Below are 15,435 nucleotides of genomic sequence, written 5' to 3'. Positions count from 1 at the left end.
ATTACGTAATGAAAAGAAATTTTATAAAAATAGGATTGTTGTTAGCAATATCAACCTCCTTTGCTCAAAATAAAACTACTGAAAAGGCAGATCGTTTATTTGACAGCTATCAATATGTTAATGCTATCGAGGAGTATCTAGCTATTGTAGATAAAGATGCAGATAATGTATATGTAGCGCAACAGTTAGCAGATAGTTACTACAATTTAAATAATTACACGGATGCTTCAATGTGGTATGCTAAAGCTGTTAAAGGAAATAGTGTTGATGCTGAAACGTATTACCACTATGCGCAAACTTTAAAAGCTCAAGGTAAATACAAAGAAGCAAATGCTCAAATGGATGTTTTTGCAGTTATGATGCCGAATGATTCAAGAGCTATTGAACATAAAAATAATCCGAACTATATTCCAAGTTTAGCGAATAAATCAAAGATGTTTGAAGTTGCTGAAACTGCGATGAGTTCTAATGGAGCAAGTGATTTTGGAGCATTTTTAACAAATGATAATTCACTTTATTTTGCGAGTACTCGTAATTCTGGTGGAAAAACAGATAAATGGGATAACCAACCTTATTTGGATGTTTTTAAAGCAACTAGAAATGCTGATGGTTCTTTATCGGATGCGGCTGCAGTTAAAGAATTGAATACAGCTTTCCATGATGGACCTGTTACAGTTTCTGCAGATGGAAATACAATGTTTTTTGCTCGTGATAGCCACAGTGAAGGTAAATATGAAAAAAACAAAAAGAACAAAGTAAAAGTTGGTCAACAAGGATTATACAAAGCTACTTTAGTGGATGGTAAATGGTCAAATATTGAAGCGTTACCGTTCAATAGTACTACATATTCTGTGAGTAGTCCAAGTTTAAGCCAAGATGGTAAAACATTATATTTTGCTTCAAACATGCCTGGAGGTATGGGAGAGTCAGATATTTGGAAAGTTGCGGTTAATGAAAATGGTTATGGTGAGCCAGTAAATTTAGGAAGTGCTGTAAATACTCCAGATAAAGAGAATTTCCCATTTATAACCGATGAGAATGTGTTGTATTTTGCTTCAGCAGGAAGACAAGGTTTTGGAGGTTTAGATGTTTTTAAATTGGATTTAAACAAAGGACAAGAGGCTGTAAACGTTGGTAAACCAGTAAATACTGAAAAAGATGATTTTTCTTTAAGCTATAATGTGAAGCAAAAAGTAGGTTATTTTTCTTCAAACAGAAACGGTTCAGATGCTATCTATCAAGCAAAAGCAGTTTGTAATGCACAAGCTATTGTAAAAGTTACGGATAGTAAATCTGGAAATGTATTACCAAATGCGTCAGTTGCAATTTTGGATTCAAAATCAAATGTTATTGCTACACAAAAATCAGATGCACAAGGAAATGTAGTTTATGATGTAGTTTGTGGTGAGAATTATAATTTTAAAGTACTTTTGCAAAATTATGAAACAGCAGAAAGTGCTCTAAATAATGTAATAGAAGGCAATAATAATGTAAGTATTGAGTTAGTAGCAGAGGAAGTTATTATAACAGAAAAAGAAGTAATTCTTAATGATGTTTATTTTGATTTCAACAAGAGCAATATTACAGATCGTGGTGCTGCTGAATTAGACAAGCTTGTTCGTGTAATGCAAAAATATCCTGCAATGGAAATCTTTGTAAAATCGCATACCGATTCAAAAGGTAAAGCAGATTACAACAAGAAGCTTTCTGAAAGAAGAGCACAATCAACAGTTCAGTACATTATTTCCAAAGGAATTGCTAAAGAAAGAATTTCAGGTAAAGGATTTGGAGAATCTGAGTTGAAAGTAAATTGCACAACGTGTTCTGAAGAGGAGAATGCACAAAACAGGAGATCTGAATTTATAATTGTAAAAAAATAAGCATTTATAAAAATAGATTTTCATAATAGAGAATAACTGTACAATGGCTAATCCTTTTTTTAGGATTAGCTATTTGTCATAAATAATGATAATGAAATGAGAAGTATTTTAACCTTATTAATAGTGTTAATTTCAACAAACATGCTATTTTCACAGGAACCCAATGATTGTGTTGATGCTGTAGTAGTGTGTGGTAATGGTAGTTTTAGTTCAAATGCTACAGGTATTGGTGATATTCAAGAAGTATCCGGTTGTAGTGGATTTGAACATAATTCAATTTGGTTAAAAGTTAACATCGTGCAATCAGGTACTTTAGGGTTTGATTTAATTCCAGATGATCCGAGCATTCAAGTAGATTACGATTTTTGGGTTTTTGGTCCAAACAAAGATTGTTCAAATCTAGGGAGTCCTATTCGTTGTGCTACTACCAATCCTCAACAAGCTGGATTGACAAGTAATCTTACGGGAATGAATGGGTCTACTACTTTAACAACGACTGGTCCTGGAGCAAATGGTAATGGATATGTTAGGTGGTTAACAGTGACTGCTGGACAGTATTACTATATTGCAATTGATAGACCTGTTGGTGGAGGAGGTTTTCAAATAAATTGGATAGGTAGCGCTACAACTGGTACAGGAGCTTTTCCTACACCACCAGTGGCCAATCAAATTCCAGAATATGTAACATGTAGTAATACACCAGATGTTGGAATCTTTGATTTAAATTCTATCCGTGATGATATTAACCCTGATTTGACGAATAATACAGTATCATTTTATAATACATTAGCTGATGCAATTGATGGAAGTAATGCGCTTCCAAATATAATTAGCAACACAACAAACCCACAAACAATCTATGCAAAAGTGGTTAATAATGTATCGGGATGTTACAGTTTAACTGAGGTGGTTTTAAGAGTATATCAAGTTCCAGATGCAACAATTGCAATTTCTAATACTGATGTTTGTGAAGGGGAAACTGTTACGGTAACTTTTACAGGTACACCAGATGTAACCGTTGATTACTCTGTTGATGGAGGAGCAATGCAATCTGCTGTTTTAGATGCAACTGGTAATTTTACGATTACAACAGCAGTAACAGCTACTACAACTTATACTTTACACAATGTAAAAAGATTGGCAAGTGATAATGTAACGGTAATTTGTAATCAAGCAAAAAACGAATCGGTTACTGTAAATGTACAAGCATTGCCAACTGTTACAATTTTGAGCAATGTTACGATATGTGAAAATACTTCTACTACAATTTCATTCAATGGAACTCCTAATGCTGAAGTAACTTATACAGTTGATGGTGGATCCAATCAAACTATTACTTTAGATGCTTCAGGTAATGCAAGTTTGACTACACCAATTTTAACTACAACAAGTGTTTATGCTTTGGTAAGTGTTGCTTCTACCGGAACTTTAGTTTGTTCTCAGACCCAATCTGGTTCTGCAACAATTACTGTTGAACCTCTTCCAACAGCTACAATTGCTGGAGATACGGTTTGTAGTAATGCTTCTGGGACGGTAACTTTTACGGGAACGCCAAATGCTGTTGTTACTTATAGTATTGATGGAGGAGCAAATCAGACAGTAACATTAGATGCTAGTGGAAATGCTTCAGTAGCTACCCCAGCTTTAACAACCGATAGTGTTTATACTTTAGTTAGTGTAGTTATAGGGACATGTAATCAAGCGTTAAATAGTAGTGCTATAGTTAATGTTGTAGGTTTACCTACAGCAAGTATTGCAACGAGTACAGCGACAATCTGTAGTAATACATCAGGAATTGTTGATTTTACAGGAACTTCAAATGCTGTTGTAACGTATACAGTTGATGGAGGTGCTAACCAAACAATAACATTGGATGCAACAGGAAATGCATCATTAACAACACCAGTTTTAACTTCTAACAGTGTTTATACATTGATAAAAGTTGAGCTTGGAACATGTGACCAAACCTTAACGGAAAGTGTAACAATTTCAGTTTTAGCTTTACCTACTGTAACGATTTCAAATGATGTTACAATTTGTGAAAATACATCTACTACTGTAACATTTACTGGAACTCCTAATGCAGAAGTAACCTATACAGTTGATGGAGGAGTTAATCAAACTATAACTTTAGATGCTTCAGGAAATGCAAGTTTAACGACACCTATTCTGACATCAACGAGTGTTTATACTTTAGTGAGCGTTGCAACAACATCAGCTCCAATTTGTAGTCAAACACAAACAGGTTCAATGACAATTAGTGTGCAAACGTTGCCTACAGCAACTATAACTGGAGATACAATTTGTAGTAACTCGACAGGAACGGTTACTTTTACAGGTACTCCTAATGGCATAGTAACATATACAGTTGATGGAGGAGCCAATCAAACTATAACATTAGATGCTTCAGGAAATGCGAGTTTAACAACTTCAGTTTTAACGTCAGATAGTATATACACATTGGTTGATATTACAACAACATCAGCTCCAATTTGTAGTCAAGTATTAATTGATTCAGCAACTGTAAGTATTGTAGCTTTACCAACGGCAAATATTGCAACAAGTACGCCTACTATTTGTGCTAATTCAACAGGGATTATTGAGTTTTCAGGAACACCTGATGCATTTGTTACTTATACAGTAAATGGAGGAGCTAATCAAACTATAACATTAGATGCTTCAGGAAATGCAAGTTTAACAACACCAATTTTAAATACCAATACTGTATTTACACTTGTATCAGTTGCTTTTGGTAATTGTAGTCAAAACCTTTCTGAAAGTGTTACGATTATGATTGAAACTTTACCAGTAGCCTCAATAACAGGAGATATGATTTGTGTTAATAGTTCAGGAACTGTTACGTTCAATGGTACACCAAATGCAACTGTAGTATATACAGTTGATGGAGGAGCCAATCAATCAATTGTTTTGGATGCTTCAGGAAGTGCAAGTTTAACTACTCCTGTATTAACAGCGAATAGTACCTATACTTTAGTGAGTGTAACTAGTGCTAGTACTTTGTCTTGTTCTCAAAATGTTTCAGGTTCTGCTACTGTTGTGGTGAATCCTAAACCGATAGTAACATTTGTTGATAATTTTGGAGGAACTATTTGTTCTAACACTCCAACATCGATTGAGTTATTCAGTGATGTTGCAGGTTCTACTTTTTCATGGACGGTTGTTCAAGCTGTTAATGTTTCAGGAGCAACTGCAGGAGGAGGAAGCTCAATGATTACACAGTCACTTGCTTTAATTAATACTACAATTTCAGGACAAGTTGAATATAGTGTTACAGCTACAGCAAATGGATGTATTAGTGATCCTATTTCAATTGTTGTGAATGTTGTTGGGCGACCTATTATAACAGCAACGTATACTAGTACAATTTGTGATGGTGAAACAACAGATATTGCAATTAATAGTGATACTCCAGGAACAACATACACTTGGGATGCAACGATTACCAATATTGATAGTGCTATTTATAATGTTTCAGGAGATGAAACAAACATCAACCAAGCTGTTGATTTAGTTAATAGCATGTTGGTAGGTACAATCACTATGAATGTTACTCCAGTTTCAAATGGATGTTTGGGTGATCCTATTATGTTCATGATAACAATTCGTCCAATTCCAGTAATTTCGGATATAGTAATTTCAGAAACGACTATATGTACAGGTGAGAATGTACATGTTGAAATTTCAGGCGATCCAACAGGTACAACATACCAATGGGTAGCAGTTTTAAATGGTGTGAGTGTTGTAAGTGGTGGTACATCTGGTACAACAACCGGAGCAATAGATGTGGTTGTTGCTACAACAAGTGATACAAATCCTGGGACAATTTATTTTGAGGTAACACCTTTAAATGGAATTTGCACAGGTTCAATGGTTGCAAGTACAACTGTTACAGTTAATCCATTGCCAGGTACACCAATACCTTCACCTGATGTTACAATTTGTAGTGGAGAATCACCAAATATTATTATTTCGGTTACCGATCCTTCTATACCAGGAACAGAAGTAGAGTGGTTTGTATATGATGTAAATGGTGTTGCTGGAGCTAATGCTGGATCTGGTGTAGCACCATTACAAATTGATGAAGTGCTTACAACTACAGGTACAACTCAGGGATATGTCATTTACCGCGTTCGCGCAAAATTAGGTGATTGCCTAGGTGGATATACCGATTATACTGTTTTTGTAGACCCATTACCAATTCCAGTGTTAGAAGACGGCGCAATTTGTGTAGATAGTACAGATACGGTTTACCAAACATATTGGTTGAATGCAGGCGACTTTGGAACAGGATATGAATTTTCTTGGTATGAAACGACTAATCCAACAACGGCAATTGCAGTTACAAGTGAACCAACATTAGAAATTAGTCAAGCAGGAACTTATTATGTGGTGGTTGAAAATATTGCAACTAATTGTACTGGAACGTCAAATACAGTTACAGTTGTTGCAACCATACCAGCAACAAATATTAGTTATACTGTTACTGATGCGTTTAATGATAATGCAACCGTTACCATTGAAATAGATGAAGAGAACGGTACTTACCAATACCAAATGGATGATGATGCCCCTCAAGATAGTAATGAATTTACTGGAGTAAGTTCAGGTTCACATATCGTAACTGTTGTAGATACGCAAGGATGTACTTATTTGACAATTGAGGTAATGATAATTGATTATCCAAAATATTTCACTCCAAACGGAGATGGTATTAACGATACTTGGAATATCAATGGCTTAAACCAAGCGAATGCTAAGTTGTATATCTTTGATCGTTATGGTAAATTGATTAAACAAATTAGTACACTAGAGGAGAGTGAAGGATGGAATGGTACTTTTAATGGTCAACCTTTACCGGCAACAGATTATTGGTTTACTTTGGAATATGTTGAAGATAATGAACCAAAAGTATTCAAATCGCACTTTACTTTAAAGCGATAATTATAAATTAAAAAAAGCCACTCAATTGAGTGGCTTTTTTTATTTAATTATTTTTTTTAAGATCGTGGCTTATTCAAACCTCTATCGTACATCACAATACTTCCGGCAATAGAAACATTTATACTTTTTTCCGATTTAAACTTTACCAAGTAATGGCACTTTTCTATAGCCTTTTTGGACAAACCATGGTCTTCTGCACCAAGTAAATATACACAACGTCTAGGGTGTTCAAAAACTTCTAATTCTGTTGCACTCTCGTCTAATTCCACTCCAACTAATCGAGTGCCCTTGGGCATATTGTTATAGAATTCTTCAAAAGTTTCATAATGATAATAAGGCATAGATTTTACTGCATTATGAGTATCACAGGCTTGTTTAGCATATCGATTTCCAATTGTAAATATAAAGCTCGCACCCATATTTTGAGCCGAACGCCATAGCATACCTAAGTTTTCTGGAGTTTTTCCATTCTGAATACCAATGCCAAAAAACTCTGTTATAAAATTATCATTCATACTGCAAAAATACGAACTTGTAGCTAGAGGAGGTAAATTTTATTCTAAATGGTTAGATAAAACTTTTAAGAGTTCCTAAAACGTCCCCTAAAAATAACAAACCCTGTAAAATCAATTTTTTACAGGGTTTTTTGTGGAGTCGCCGAGAATATAACCAACCTCGAAACTTCATATTTTATAGGGGTTAAGAGCGACTACTTTTTTAGGGTAACCGATTTTATCACCTAATTTTTATTCAAATAAGTATATCAAATCGTATTGAACAAAATTAATGATAATTTATTGAATATTAAAACAATAAGACTAATAATTGAACTGGTTTTTGTACTGCTTGAGGGGTTAAATAATGACAATAAGAACTTTTATTATTTCTATCCAAAGATTAGAGGCTTTACATGTTCAATTTTTAAGCTTGTGTAATCACAGAATTCTTCGATTGATACAAGCTCGTTTTCTCCCTTTTTAAGGTCGGTTCGTAATTTCTGATATATTCTTGCACTTTGTCTATAACTCTTTCCTGTAACACGCTGTATATCCTTTGGATAGATACAGACTCTCTTTTTTTCAATATTCATACTTTATCCATGCCTTTGACTAGGCTTTGAGATACCTCATCCTAGTGGTTATTTTTCAATTTCACTTTTTAAAAATAACAAATAATTTCACTGATTCAGAAAGGATAAATGAACTAGTTGTGCTGCCATTTGTGTCGTTTTTGGACAAATGTGTCGATTTGTGCCATTTCAAACTGATGCAGCTTGTAAAACTTTAAACTTTGTGCGTGAAGCTTCAAAAAGGAATTATTAACGCTAATTTTTGAAAGTTATGGCTAGACAGAAGGGCATAATTAAACTGAAAGGTACTATAGGGGATATTACTTTTTACAAAACGCAAGATGGTCATTTGGCTCGTGAGAAGGGTGGTATTGATGCCAATAGAATTGCAAATGATCCTGCGTTTCAAAGAACTCGTGAGAACGGTTCTGAGTTTGGTAGAGCAGGGAAGGCGGGTAAGTTGTTACGAACGGCTTTGCGACCGCTGTTGTTGAACTCTGCGGATAGTAGAATGGTGAGTAGACTTACGCAAAACATGGTTAAGGTTATCCAGGCGGATGCGGTGAGTGAAAGAGGATTGCGTAATGTGATTGACGGAGAAATTGAATTGGTATTTGGTTTCGAGTTTAATGCACGTGGTAAGCTGGGTACTTCGTTGTTTGCTCCCTTTACCTCAGCGATTGATAGAGCTGCAGGAACCTTGGATGTATCGATTCCTTCATTTGTGCCGACGAATATGATTGCAGCTCCTAGTGGAACGACGCATTTCAAAGTGATTTCTGGTGGTGCTGAAATTGACTTTACTGCCGAAACGTATGTTGTGGCAACTAGTGAATCTGGGATTTTGCCGTGGGATGCTACCGCAACAGCTGTGATTGACTTGAGTAATGCGGTTACAGCTAACTCGACTCATCCTTTGGTATTGGCTTTAGGAATTGAGTTTTACCAAGAGCTTAATGGGCAAATGTACCCGTTGAAAAATGGCGCGTATAACCCATTATCGATTGTGAAAGTAGATGGCGGAGTGTAATGGTACTATGGCTCACTAGAACTTATTTCCCTGATGGAACCAATGGAAAACTTGAATGTGAAGGAAAGTTGATTTGCCATACTATTGAATTGCCTTGGCAACAGAATGCGAAAAGGGTTTCCTGTATACCGGAGGGGAAATATTTTATACAAAAGCGGTACAGCTCGAAGTATCAATGGCATTTGGAGGTAATGGATGTTGCGAATAGAAGTTTAATACTTTTTCATCCTGCTAATCATGCATTACGAGAATTGCAAGGCTGTATTGCCCCGGTTACGAAACTTTCTGGACCAGGATTGGGTTTGTACTCCCGAAAAGCTTTTGAGAAGCTTAAACGAGCTGTTTACAAAGCTTTGGACCAAGAAGAAAGTGTCGTGTTAATTGTTCATTCTTAATTTTTAGAAAATGAAAAAGATTGTAAATAGAGTTACGGCTCCCACGCCAAAGTTTTTTAAAGTGCTTCGAACTGTTGGTTTGGCTTTAGCGGCTGTAGGAGGAACTATATTGGCGGCACCTGTTGCTTTGCCTTTGATGGTAACGACTATAGGAGGCTATGTAGTAGTGGCAGGCAGCGTATTGACTGCGGTTAGTCAACTTACCACAACCGATGCTTCCGAATAATCAAACATTGGTGGGTACTGCTGGCGGTACATTTTTAAGCATTTTACCGAATCTGACTTCTGAAGATATCATGAAAACAGTTGTGTTGGCAGCTGTGGGTGCAGTAGTAAGTTTTATGATTTCGTTGGTGCTTAAAAGCCTTCATAAGAAGCACAAAAAATAGTTTAACCTTAGTTGTGGTGACCTTTGGGTTAAACAAAATGAAAGCCTAGTCGCAAGACCAGGCTTTTTTTGTATGAACTCTCATTTTAAGCATTTGATTATAACCTTTATTCAAGTTATTTTAGTTGTTTATTCATCTCACTTGGTAATATTGTTTGCGTTAATTTTGAATTTTCATAATAATTTTTTGTTGAATCAAGACCAAATGTTTTAAACAATTCATCCTTTATTTCTTTGTTTCTAGGGTTTCGTAAATCCCATTTTGCTTTGTAGTGTGTTGATTGGTCAAAATCATAAACTCCTTCATTTTGTACCGTTTTTAGTATATCAATACCATTGTAAGCTGGTCTGAATCCAATTCTATTATAAGAATAAGGATTTTGTCCTATCTGCATTTCATTAGTATAGATATATTTATTGTAGCTTTCTTTTGGGATTACTTGATGTATCAAACCCCATTGTAAAAATACTTTTCTACTTTGGTCAAAACTAACTCTATATGAAATTGGAAAATCAAATTCGTTATCATTAATTTCTCTATGACCAATTATTTCGTATTCACCATATAAAAATAAATTGTCCATCATGATGTCTGATGGCAGTTTAGGCTTTTTGTCTAGAGAAGCAATATCTATATTTTTTGAATTTGAAGTAAAAGCAAATAATTCAATCAAAACAGGTAAACTCATTATAAAATTTAGACCGTGTTTTTCATTAATAAGCTTCTTTTTTTTGATTTTGCCAATATCAAGAAGAATACGTCCAAAACCATAATTTATTCTATCAATTTTGAATGAGAAATAATCACCCGATTTGAATTTTATGTTTTTTCTTTTTAATCCTTTGAATTGTTCAATTTCAGTAAAATGATTTTGAGGTGAGGATATGATGAAATCATTTAAGATTTCAGATATTGATTTGTTTGACGGTTCTTCATTGTGCCAAATACTTGAATAGAAAGTTGTTTGAGAATTGTAATTTCCAATTGTCAAATATCCAAAACTTACATTTAAATAAATACCGGTAGGCTGTCTTTGTTCTAAAACTGAAGGAGTTAACTTTTTCTCTTTTCCTTTACTTGTTTTGGGTAAAAGTATAGCTCTGTTTTTTGTTAGTTCGTTGTAATGTTTTTCTATGTATTGGTTTTCAGTAGAAACTATATGTCTTTTAATAGTATCCTTTTCAAAATACAATATACTTTCAGGGCGGTATTTATCGCCTTTTAATACAACTTTATCCCAATGATTTTCAATAGGGTCAAGCCCAAAATATTTTCTTTGCTCGTTTGTCATTTTCGCATTGGTGCTAACGGTCTCGGCTATGAGTAGTTGCGTGGTTTAGCGGTTAACTTTTTCAAGTACACACCAAACTGAAAATTCGCGAGGATTTTCATAGGTAGGCGAGAACAAGCAATTACTTATAGCCAATGTTGGCAAATCGTTTTTTTATTTCAGTTTATATTTATTCAATTCATTTTTCAATTCCACGAGTGAATTCGGTTCGATAATTTGAGTGTCAATCACAAACTCATTTTTGTCCGTAATGAGTTTTAGGTCACCGGCAAATTCTCTTATCGACTTTACTTGGTTGAGTTTTATTTTTTTTGGGAATAGCGTGTTTTTTGTCAACTCTCCATTTACCATTGTCAAATATTGTTTTCTGTTTTCGAAATAATACAGAATGAGCATAAAAATTCCGGCTCCAAATTGACCAATACCAACTGATTGAATTGATATTTCTTTCCATTCTCCAATTACAAAAGAGAGTAAAACAAGAATAATTCCGATTGATATAAAGAACATTCCCATTCTTAAATTATTTCTTAATCGTTCTTTAGAATATCTGATTTTCTTCATTTTTTCTTAAATGTTTGCCAACTAGTAAATATGTTCAAATATATATAACTTTTGTTGATTTATATTTACTATTATTTAAATGTTATTATCTTACCTGTACGTTTTTTGTTGAAGATTTAATCTTATTAGATTTTTTTTTAAAAGGAAGTATTTTGAAATACATATTTAAAATTCCTAGGATTAAAGCGGTTCCAATTCCGACAAATAAACTTGAAAAAACAGCCTTACCAATGGAGTATGTTTCCTTGAATACAATTTCCGTAAATAGGTTATGCAGTAATAACCCAACTGTTAGACTAGTTCCAATGAATATAAAAGTAATTTTAAAATAATCGAATCGTTTCATGTTTTGTTTTATGTTTTTCTTTACTTTATTTAAAAAGTAGATATTCTCTACTTTTAACGGTCGGCGGCTATAAGTAGTGGCGTCAAACCAAAACCAAGCTATATCGAATATAACGCAAACTTTTGAATTTTTGGAAACCCGAGCACAAAGTGCGAACTTGCGCAGCAAAATTCGGAAGGTTGTCATAACCCGCCATAGCATAAACCCGCTTTTATGCGGGGTTGCGACTTACAAAGTGGGCAAGATTTGTTTTCGGCAACAATTTGGTAAAATATTTTCTATTAATTAAAAGTTGGGTTTTCCAATTTCTACACACAATTTTAAACTGTCAAAATCAAAATTCGCTACTTCTCAATTTTTTTGGTTTCTGTTTTTTGCTGATTTTCTTTAGAAGATTCATTTTTTTTTAAAGGTATATTTAGATATTAACGTCATAAAAAAACCAAAAAATGAAGCTCTAAAAATGAAATCCCACAATCTAAAACCTATTCCTTGTGAATAATCATAACCAGCCATTAATCCTGCAAAACCTAGTCCTGAAATTAAAAAGTCTATTATTGTTATTTTTATGATAGGTTTCATTTTTATTTTGATTGTGTTTTTTGATTTTTTTTGGAGTAATTACGTATAACGTTCCGGCGCTTGGCGAGGTTGCGAACTTCGGAACCGATTATTTTCTATCAAAGAAAAAATTTTTTGCGAAATGTAAACGTGAATTTACTACAAAATTCGCAATCTTGCCAAACGCCTGTTGTAGGCAGTATTATATTTGTTTTCTATATTTTAAGAAATCATATAGACAAATTAATTTTCGAACTTGTGTTTTTAAATCCTCTGTTTTCAGATTTTTATTTTTTAAATAATTTAACAGCTCATCTGAATTTATATTTTCAATATCAAGCATTGGGATATAAAGCATTGCATGTTCTTCTGTTTCCCCAGCGATTAAATTGTTTACAGAATTATATTTTTGATTTATACTTTCCTTTTTTGATAAGTATTGACTAACAGGATAAAAATCCTCTATTTTAATAGCATTAATTTTATCGATTAAGGCTGGTGATAATTCATTTGTTTCGTCGTTTATAGGAATATTACCATTTTCATCTAATAAATTAGCTAATCTTAAATATTTAAAATAAGGTAGGTATTTTCCTTGAATCGTGGGTAATGCAGCCTTACATAAAGCACCATGATCTATTTGTAAATCTTGATTTATGACATCCAATAGTAAATCTCGTGAACTCACACCTTTAATACCTAATGAGGAAAGATTTTCTTTAATTCCAAAACCATAAACAAATTGAACTTTTTCTATATCTAATAACCCAATATTCGTTTCATCTGCCAAATATACTTTACTTTTAGATTTTGTATTTTTCACAAAATCATAAACCATATGTTTCATATGTCGTAAAATTTTTATCGGTAACTTTCTATTATTGTTGGCTAAAATTTTATATACATCTTCTAAACTTTTATATCTAATTCTTTTAATAGGAAGATTAAGTTCATTAATTAAATAATTCCCATCATTTATTGTTGTTTCGGTTACTGACTCATCTCTTTCGCAAAAAATTAGTCGGTCTTTTAGCTTTTCTATAGTATGCTTATCTAAAATTTTAATTATTGAATTAAGGATTGAATGAATGTTAGTGTCGCCTATATTATATCCTAAAAATATAATTGGATGTTCCATAAAAATGGTAAGTAGTTTTGCAGCTAAATAGGGATTTTTCAAATGAAATTGTTCATAGTCTTTACTCGTAACAACTAAACTATTTGGCCTCGAAACGCATCCATGAATTTTGTAAATTTCTCCTACGTCTATAGAATTATTGAAAATTAATTTATCTTGCCCAATAAATGTGTTGAATTCAGGAAATGTTTTTTCCAATAACAAGTCCCAATTAGTGGTGATAATTCCTTCTACATTTATTTTTTTTAAAAGACGATATTCTTTTTCCATTTCAGCATTTATGATGCCTTCATTTTTTGATAAATATTGACATATTTCGAACTTTAATGGACTTTCCGGGTCTTTAACGTGCTGTTCAAATGACGCTCTACTATCAATAAATCTATCATCTTTCCACCAATCTTCAAATAAATCGTTTGCCATTAAACTTGCTACAGCGGTTAAATCGTTTGATGATTTTGAATTATAATAATGAAAGTTTGATTTTAATTTCAATTCCAAGCATACTTTAGACAAAAGTGTTCCCCAACCTTCAGTGTTAATATAACGAGAAGAAAGTCCAGAGCCAATAAACATAAATGGCGCAGTATTAAATTTTTTTAAATGTGATTCAAAATCTGTTTCAAAACTCATATTTGTTCTTTTTTAACGGATGGTTGTTAAATATTGCCTACAACTAGTAAATATCTTCAAATATATATAACTTTTTTTGATTTAAACTATCTAACTTTAAGATGACTAAAAGACTAATAATAAGGCTAAGCCTTATGTTTTTATACTGTTTATTTGGTGTTTATTATTAATTGGAAAGTACAAGTTCCATGGCTAAAGGCGAATATTTATTTTTATACCTTTTTAAATTAAGATCTTTTAGTTTACTTGTTTTACTCCATTTACCCATATAGTTTACCCAATTGGTATCTAAGGTATCACTCGCTATTGTGCCAAATAAAGGTTCATATCTCTTAGCTTTTCTTTTTTGATTTGAATTACTTAGGTGGTATTCAAATTCATATTTATTGTCTTCTATTAATAGTCCCTCAAGCGCGACAAAAAAGCCGGTTTTGGGATATTCAATGTTCAAATCCGCAATATCAATAGTAGTTTTATGACCTCCTTTTTTAGCAGTAACGATTATATTTTTATGGTATAGATAGCCTTCTGGTTCTCCTTTCTCATTTACACCATATAAACGTACATTAAACTTAGCATTTTCAATGGAACTATCGGTGTATACAATTATTTTTTTTACATAAGGTGTGCTTTCATACTCTTCTTGAAATGCGAAATAGCGTGCGTGCATCCATGGTACACTATGCAAACTGTAGAAATAATGAATTTTAGAGGGTTTAAATTTTCCTATACTTTTTTTTAGTTTCTTTTTACTGGACGAAACGACAACCTCATTTAAGTCTGTTACGAGTTGTTTTAGTGCTACTTTTCCAAAAATGGAATCGGAGTGTATTTTTACTGTTTCATAACCAATTGCAGAGAAAACTACATTCTTGGGTTGGTCCACTTCAAGTTCAAATTCTCCATTGGCATTTGAAGAGGTTCCTTTTTTTTCATTTTCGATACTGATGTTGACATACGGGATAGTTAGACCCGAATGTGAATCGATTACTATTGATTTTATTTGACTGAAGCAAGTGCAACTTATCAATGTTAAAAATGCAGTGAGGAGGGTTTTCATTTCTAAAGGAGATTTATTTTCAGATAATATATAATAAAATACCGATATGTTGATTTAGTTGATGTGCTTAACGTTATTAACGTATTCTAATGATATTTTTTTATTGAATATGTACTT

At 33.2% G+C, this 15,435-nt stretch carries 12 protein-coding genes; 6 read left to right on the top strand and 6 right to left on the bottom strand.

Annotated elements, in window-relative coordinates; all coding sequences use genetic code 11:
- The first annotated feature begins 8 nt into the window (after nucleotides 1-8).
- Nucleotides 9-1,880, top strand: coding sequence for an OmpA family protein (locus ACFS5J_RS05165; protein WP_379810986.1), 1,872 nt, complete (start codon nucleotides 9-11; stop codon nucleotides 1,878-1,880).
- A 96-nt stretch (nucleotides 1,881-1,976) separates the two neighbouring features.
- Nucleotides 1,977-6,842 carry a T9SS type B sorting domain-containing protein gene (locus ACFS5J_RS05160; RefSeq protein ID WP_379810984.1) on the top strand — a complete coding sequence of 1,622 codons (4,866 nt, stop codon included), beginning with the start codon at nucleotides 1,977-1,979 and terminating at the stop codon, nucleotides 6,840-6,842.
- A 56-nt stretch (nucleotides 6,843-6,898) separates the two neighbouring features.
- Here ACFS5J_RS05160 and ACFS5J_RS05155 read toward each other — a convergent pair whose 3' ends face one another.
- Nucleotides 6,899-7,357, bottom strand: a complete 459-nt coding sequence (locus tag ACFS5J_RS05155) for an RNA methyltransferase (RefSeq protein ID WP_379810983.1) — start codon at nucleotides 7,355-7,357, stop codon at nucleotides 6,899-6,901.
- An 825-nt stretch (nucleotides 7,358-8,182) separates the two neighbouring features.
- On the opposite strand from ACFS5J_RS05155, the gene ACFS5J_RS05150 reads away from it, so the two are divergent.
- Genes ACFS5J_RS05150 through ACFS5J_RS05135 form a run of 4 tightly spaced genes read left to right on the top strand, consistent with a single transcriptional unit; the run spans nucleotide 8,183 to nucleotide 9,725 of the window.
- Nucleotides 8,183-8,941: a hypothetical protein gene (locus ACFS5J_RS05150; protein ID WP_379810981.1), complete on the top strand. Its 759-nt coding sequence runs from the start codon at nucleotides 8,183-8,185 to the stop codon at nucleotides 8,939-8,941.
- A complete protein-coding gene (locus ACFS5J_RS05145) occupies nucleotides 8,941-9,336 on the top strand; it encodes a DUF5675 family protein (protein ID WP_379810980.1) in 396 nt (131 codons plus the stop codon). Before ACFS5J_RS05150 ends, ACFS5J_RS05145 begins: the two co-directional genes overlap by 1 nt.
- A 10-nt stretch (nucleotides 9,337-9,346) precedes the next feature.
- Nucleotides 9,347-9,562, top strand: a complete 216-nt coding sequence (locus ACFS5J_RS05140) for a hypothetical protein (RefSeq protein WP_379810979.1) — start codon at nucleotides 9,347-9,349, stop codon at nucleotides 9,560-9,562.
- Nucleotides 9,549-9,725 (top strand): hypothetical protein, encoded by a 177-nt coding sequence (locus tag ACFS5J_RS05135; protein WP_379810977.1) that lies wholly within the window; start codon nucleotides 9,549-9,551, stop codon nucleotides 9,723-9,725. Before ACFS5J_RS05140 ends, ACFS5J_RS05135 begins: the two co-directional genes overlap by 14 nt.
- A gap of 115 nt (nucleotides 9,726-9,840) precedes the next feature.
- On the opposite strand, the gene ACFS5J_RS05130 is transcribed toward ACFS5J_RS05135, so the two are convergent.
- The 5 genes from ACFS5J_RS05130 to ACFS5J_RS05110 form a co-directional block, all read right to left on the bottom strand.
- Nucleotides 9,841-11,016 (bottom strand): immunity 26/phosphotriesterase HocA family protein, encoded by a 1,176-nt coding sequence (locus ACFS5J_RS05130; protein WP_379810976.1) that lies wholly within the window; start codon nucleotides 11,014-11,016, stop codon nucleotides 9,841-9,843.
- Nucleotides 11,017-11,169: 153 nt separating this feature from the next.
- Nucleotides 11,170-11,580: a hypothetical protein gene (locus tag ACFS5J_RS05125; RefSeq protein WP_379810974.1), complete on the bottom strand. Its 411-nt coding sequence runs from the start codon at nucleotides 11,578-11,580 to the stop codon at nucleotides 11,170-11,172.
- A gap of 742 nt (nucleotides 11,581-12,322) precedes the next feature.
- Nucleotides 12,323-12,508: a hypothetical protein gene (locus ACFS5J_RS05120; protein ID WP_379810973.1), complete on the bottom strand. Its 186-nt coding sequence runs from the start codon at nucleotides 12,506-12,508 to the stop codon at nucleotides 12,323-12,325.
- Between the two features lie 181 nt (nucleotides 12,509-12,689).
- Nucleotides 12,690-14,258: an SIR2 family protein gene (locus ACFS5J_RS05115; protein WP_379810971.1), complete on the bottom strand. Its 1,569-nt coding sequence runs from the start codon at nucleotides 14,256-14,258 to the stop codon at nucleotides 12,690-12,692.
- Nucleotides 14,259-14,424: 166 nt separating this feature from the next.
- The gene (locus ACFS5J_RS05110; protein ID WP_379810970.1) at nucleotides 14,425-15,318 is read right to left on the bottom strand and encodes a carboxypeptidase-like regulatory domain-containing protein; all 894 of its coding nucleotides are present in this window, start codon (nucleotides 15,316-15,318) and stop codon (nucleotides 14,425-14,427) included.
- Nucleotides 15,319-15,435: the final 117 nt, after the last annotated feature.

Source organism: Flavobacterium chuncheonense (genome assembly GCF_042686145.1).
In the GTDB taxonomy this organism is placed as follows: Bacteria; Bacteroidota; Bacteroidia; order Flavobacteriales; family Flavobacteriaceae; genus Flavobacterium; species Flavobacterium chuncheonense.
The sequence above is the reverse complement of the archived record's forward strand: the minus strand, read 5'-3'. Positions and strand labels throughout refer to the sequence as shown.

Excerpts from the sequence above, each read along its gene's own strand:
- ACFS5J_RS05165 (WP_379810986.1), top strand. The coding sequence starts at position 9 with ATGAAAAGAAATTTTATAAAAATAGGATTGTTGTTAGCAATATCAACC.
- ACFS5J_RS05160 (WP_379810984.1), top strand. The coding sequence starts at position 1,977 with ATGAGAAGTATTTTAACCTTATTAATAGTGTTAATTTCAACAAACATG.
- ACFS5J_RS05155 (WP_379810983.1), bottom strand. The coding sequence starts at position 7,357 with ATGAATGATAATTTTATAACAGAGTTTTTTGGCATTGGTATTCAGAAT.
- ACFS5J_RS05150 (WP_379810981.1), top strand. The coding sequence starts at position 8,183 with ATGGCTAGACAGAAGGGCATAATTAAACTGAAAGGTACTATAGGGGAT.
- ACFS5J_RS05145 (WP_379810980.1), top strand. The coding sequence starts at position 8,941 with ATGGTACTATGGCTCACTAGAACTTATTTCCCTGATGGAACCAATGGA.
- ACFS5J_RS05140 (WP_379810979.1), top strand. The coding sequence starts at position 9,347 with ATGAAAAAGATTGTAAATAGAGTTACGGCTCCCACGCCAAAGTTTTTT.
- ACFS5J_RS05135 (WP_379810977.1), top strand. The coding sequence starts at position 9,549 with ATGCTTCCGAATAATCAAACATTGGTGGGTACTGCTGGCGGTACATTT.
- ACFS5J_RS05130 (WP_379810976.1), bottom strand. The coding sequence starts at position 11,016 with ATGACAAACGAGCAAAGAAAATATTTTGGGCTTGACCCTATTGAAAAT.
- ACFS5J_RS05125 (WP_379810974.1), bottom strand. The coding sequence starts at position 11,580 with ATGAAGAAAATCAGATATTCTAAAGAACGATTAAGAAATAATTTAAGA.
- ACFS5J_RS05120 (WP_379810973.1), bottom strand. The coding sequence starts at position 12,508 with ATGAAACCTATCATAAAAATAACAATAATAGACTTTTTAATTTCAGGA.
- ACFS5J_RS05115 (WP_379810971.1), bottom strand. The coding sequence starts at position 14,258 with ATGAGTTTTGAAACAGATTTTGAATCACATTTAAAAAAATTTAATACT.
- ACFS5J_RS05110 (WP_379810970.1), bottom strand. The coding sequence starts at position 15,318 with ATGAAAACCCTCCTCACTGCATTTTTAACATTGATAAGTTGCACTTGC.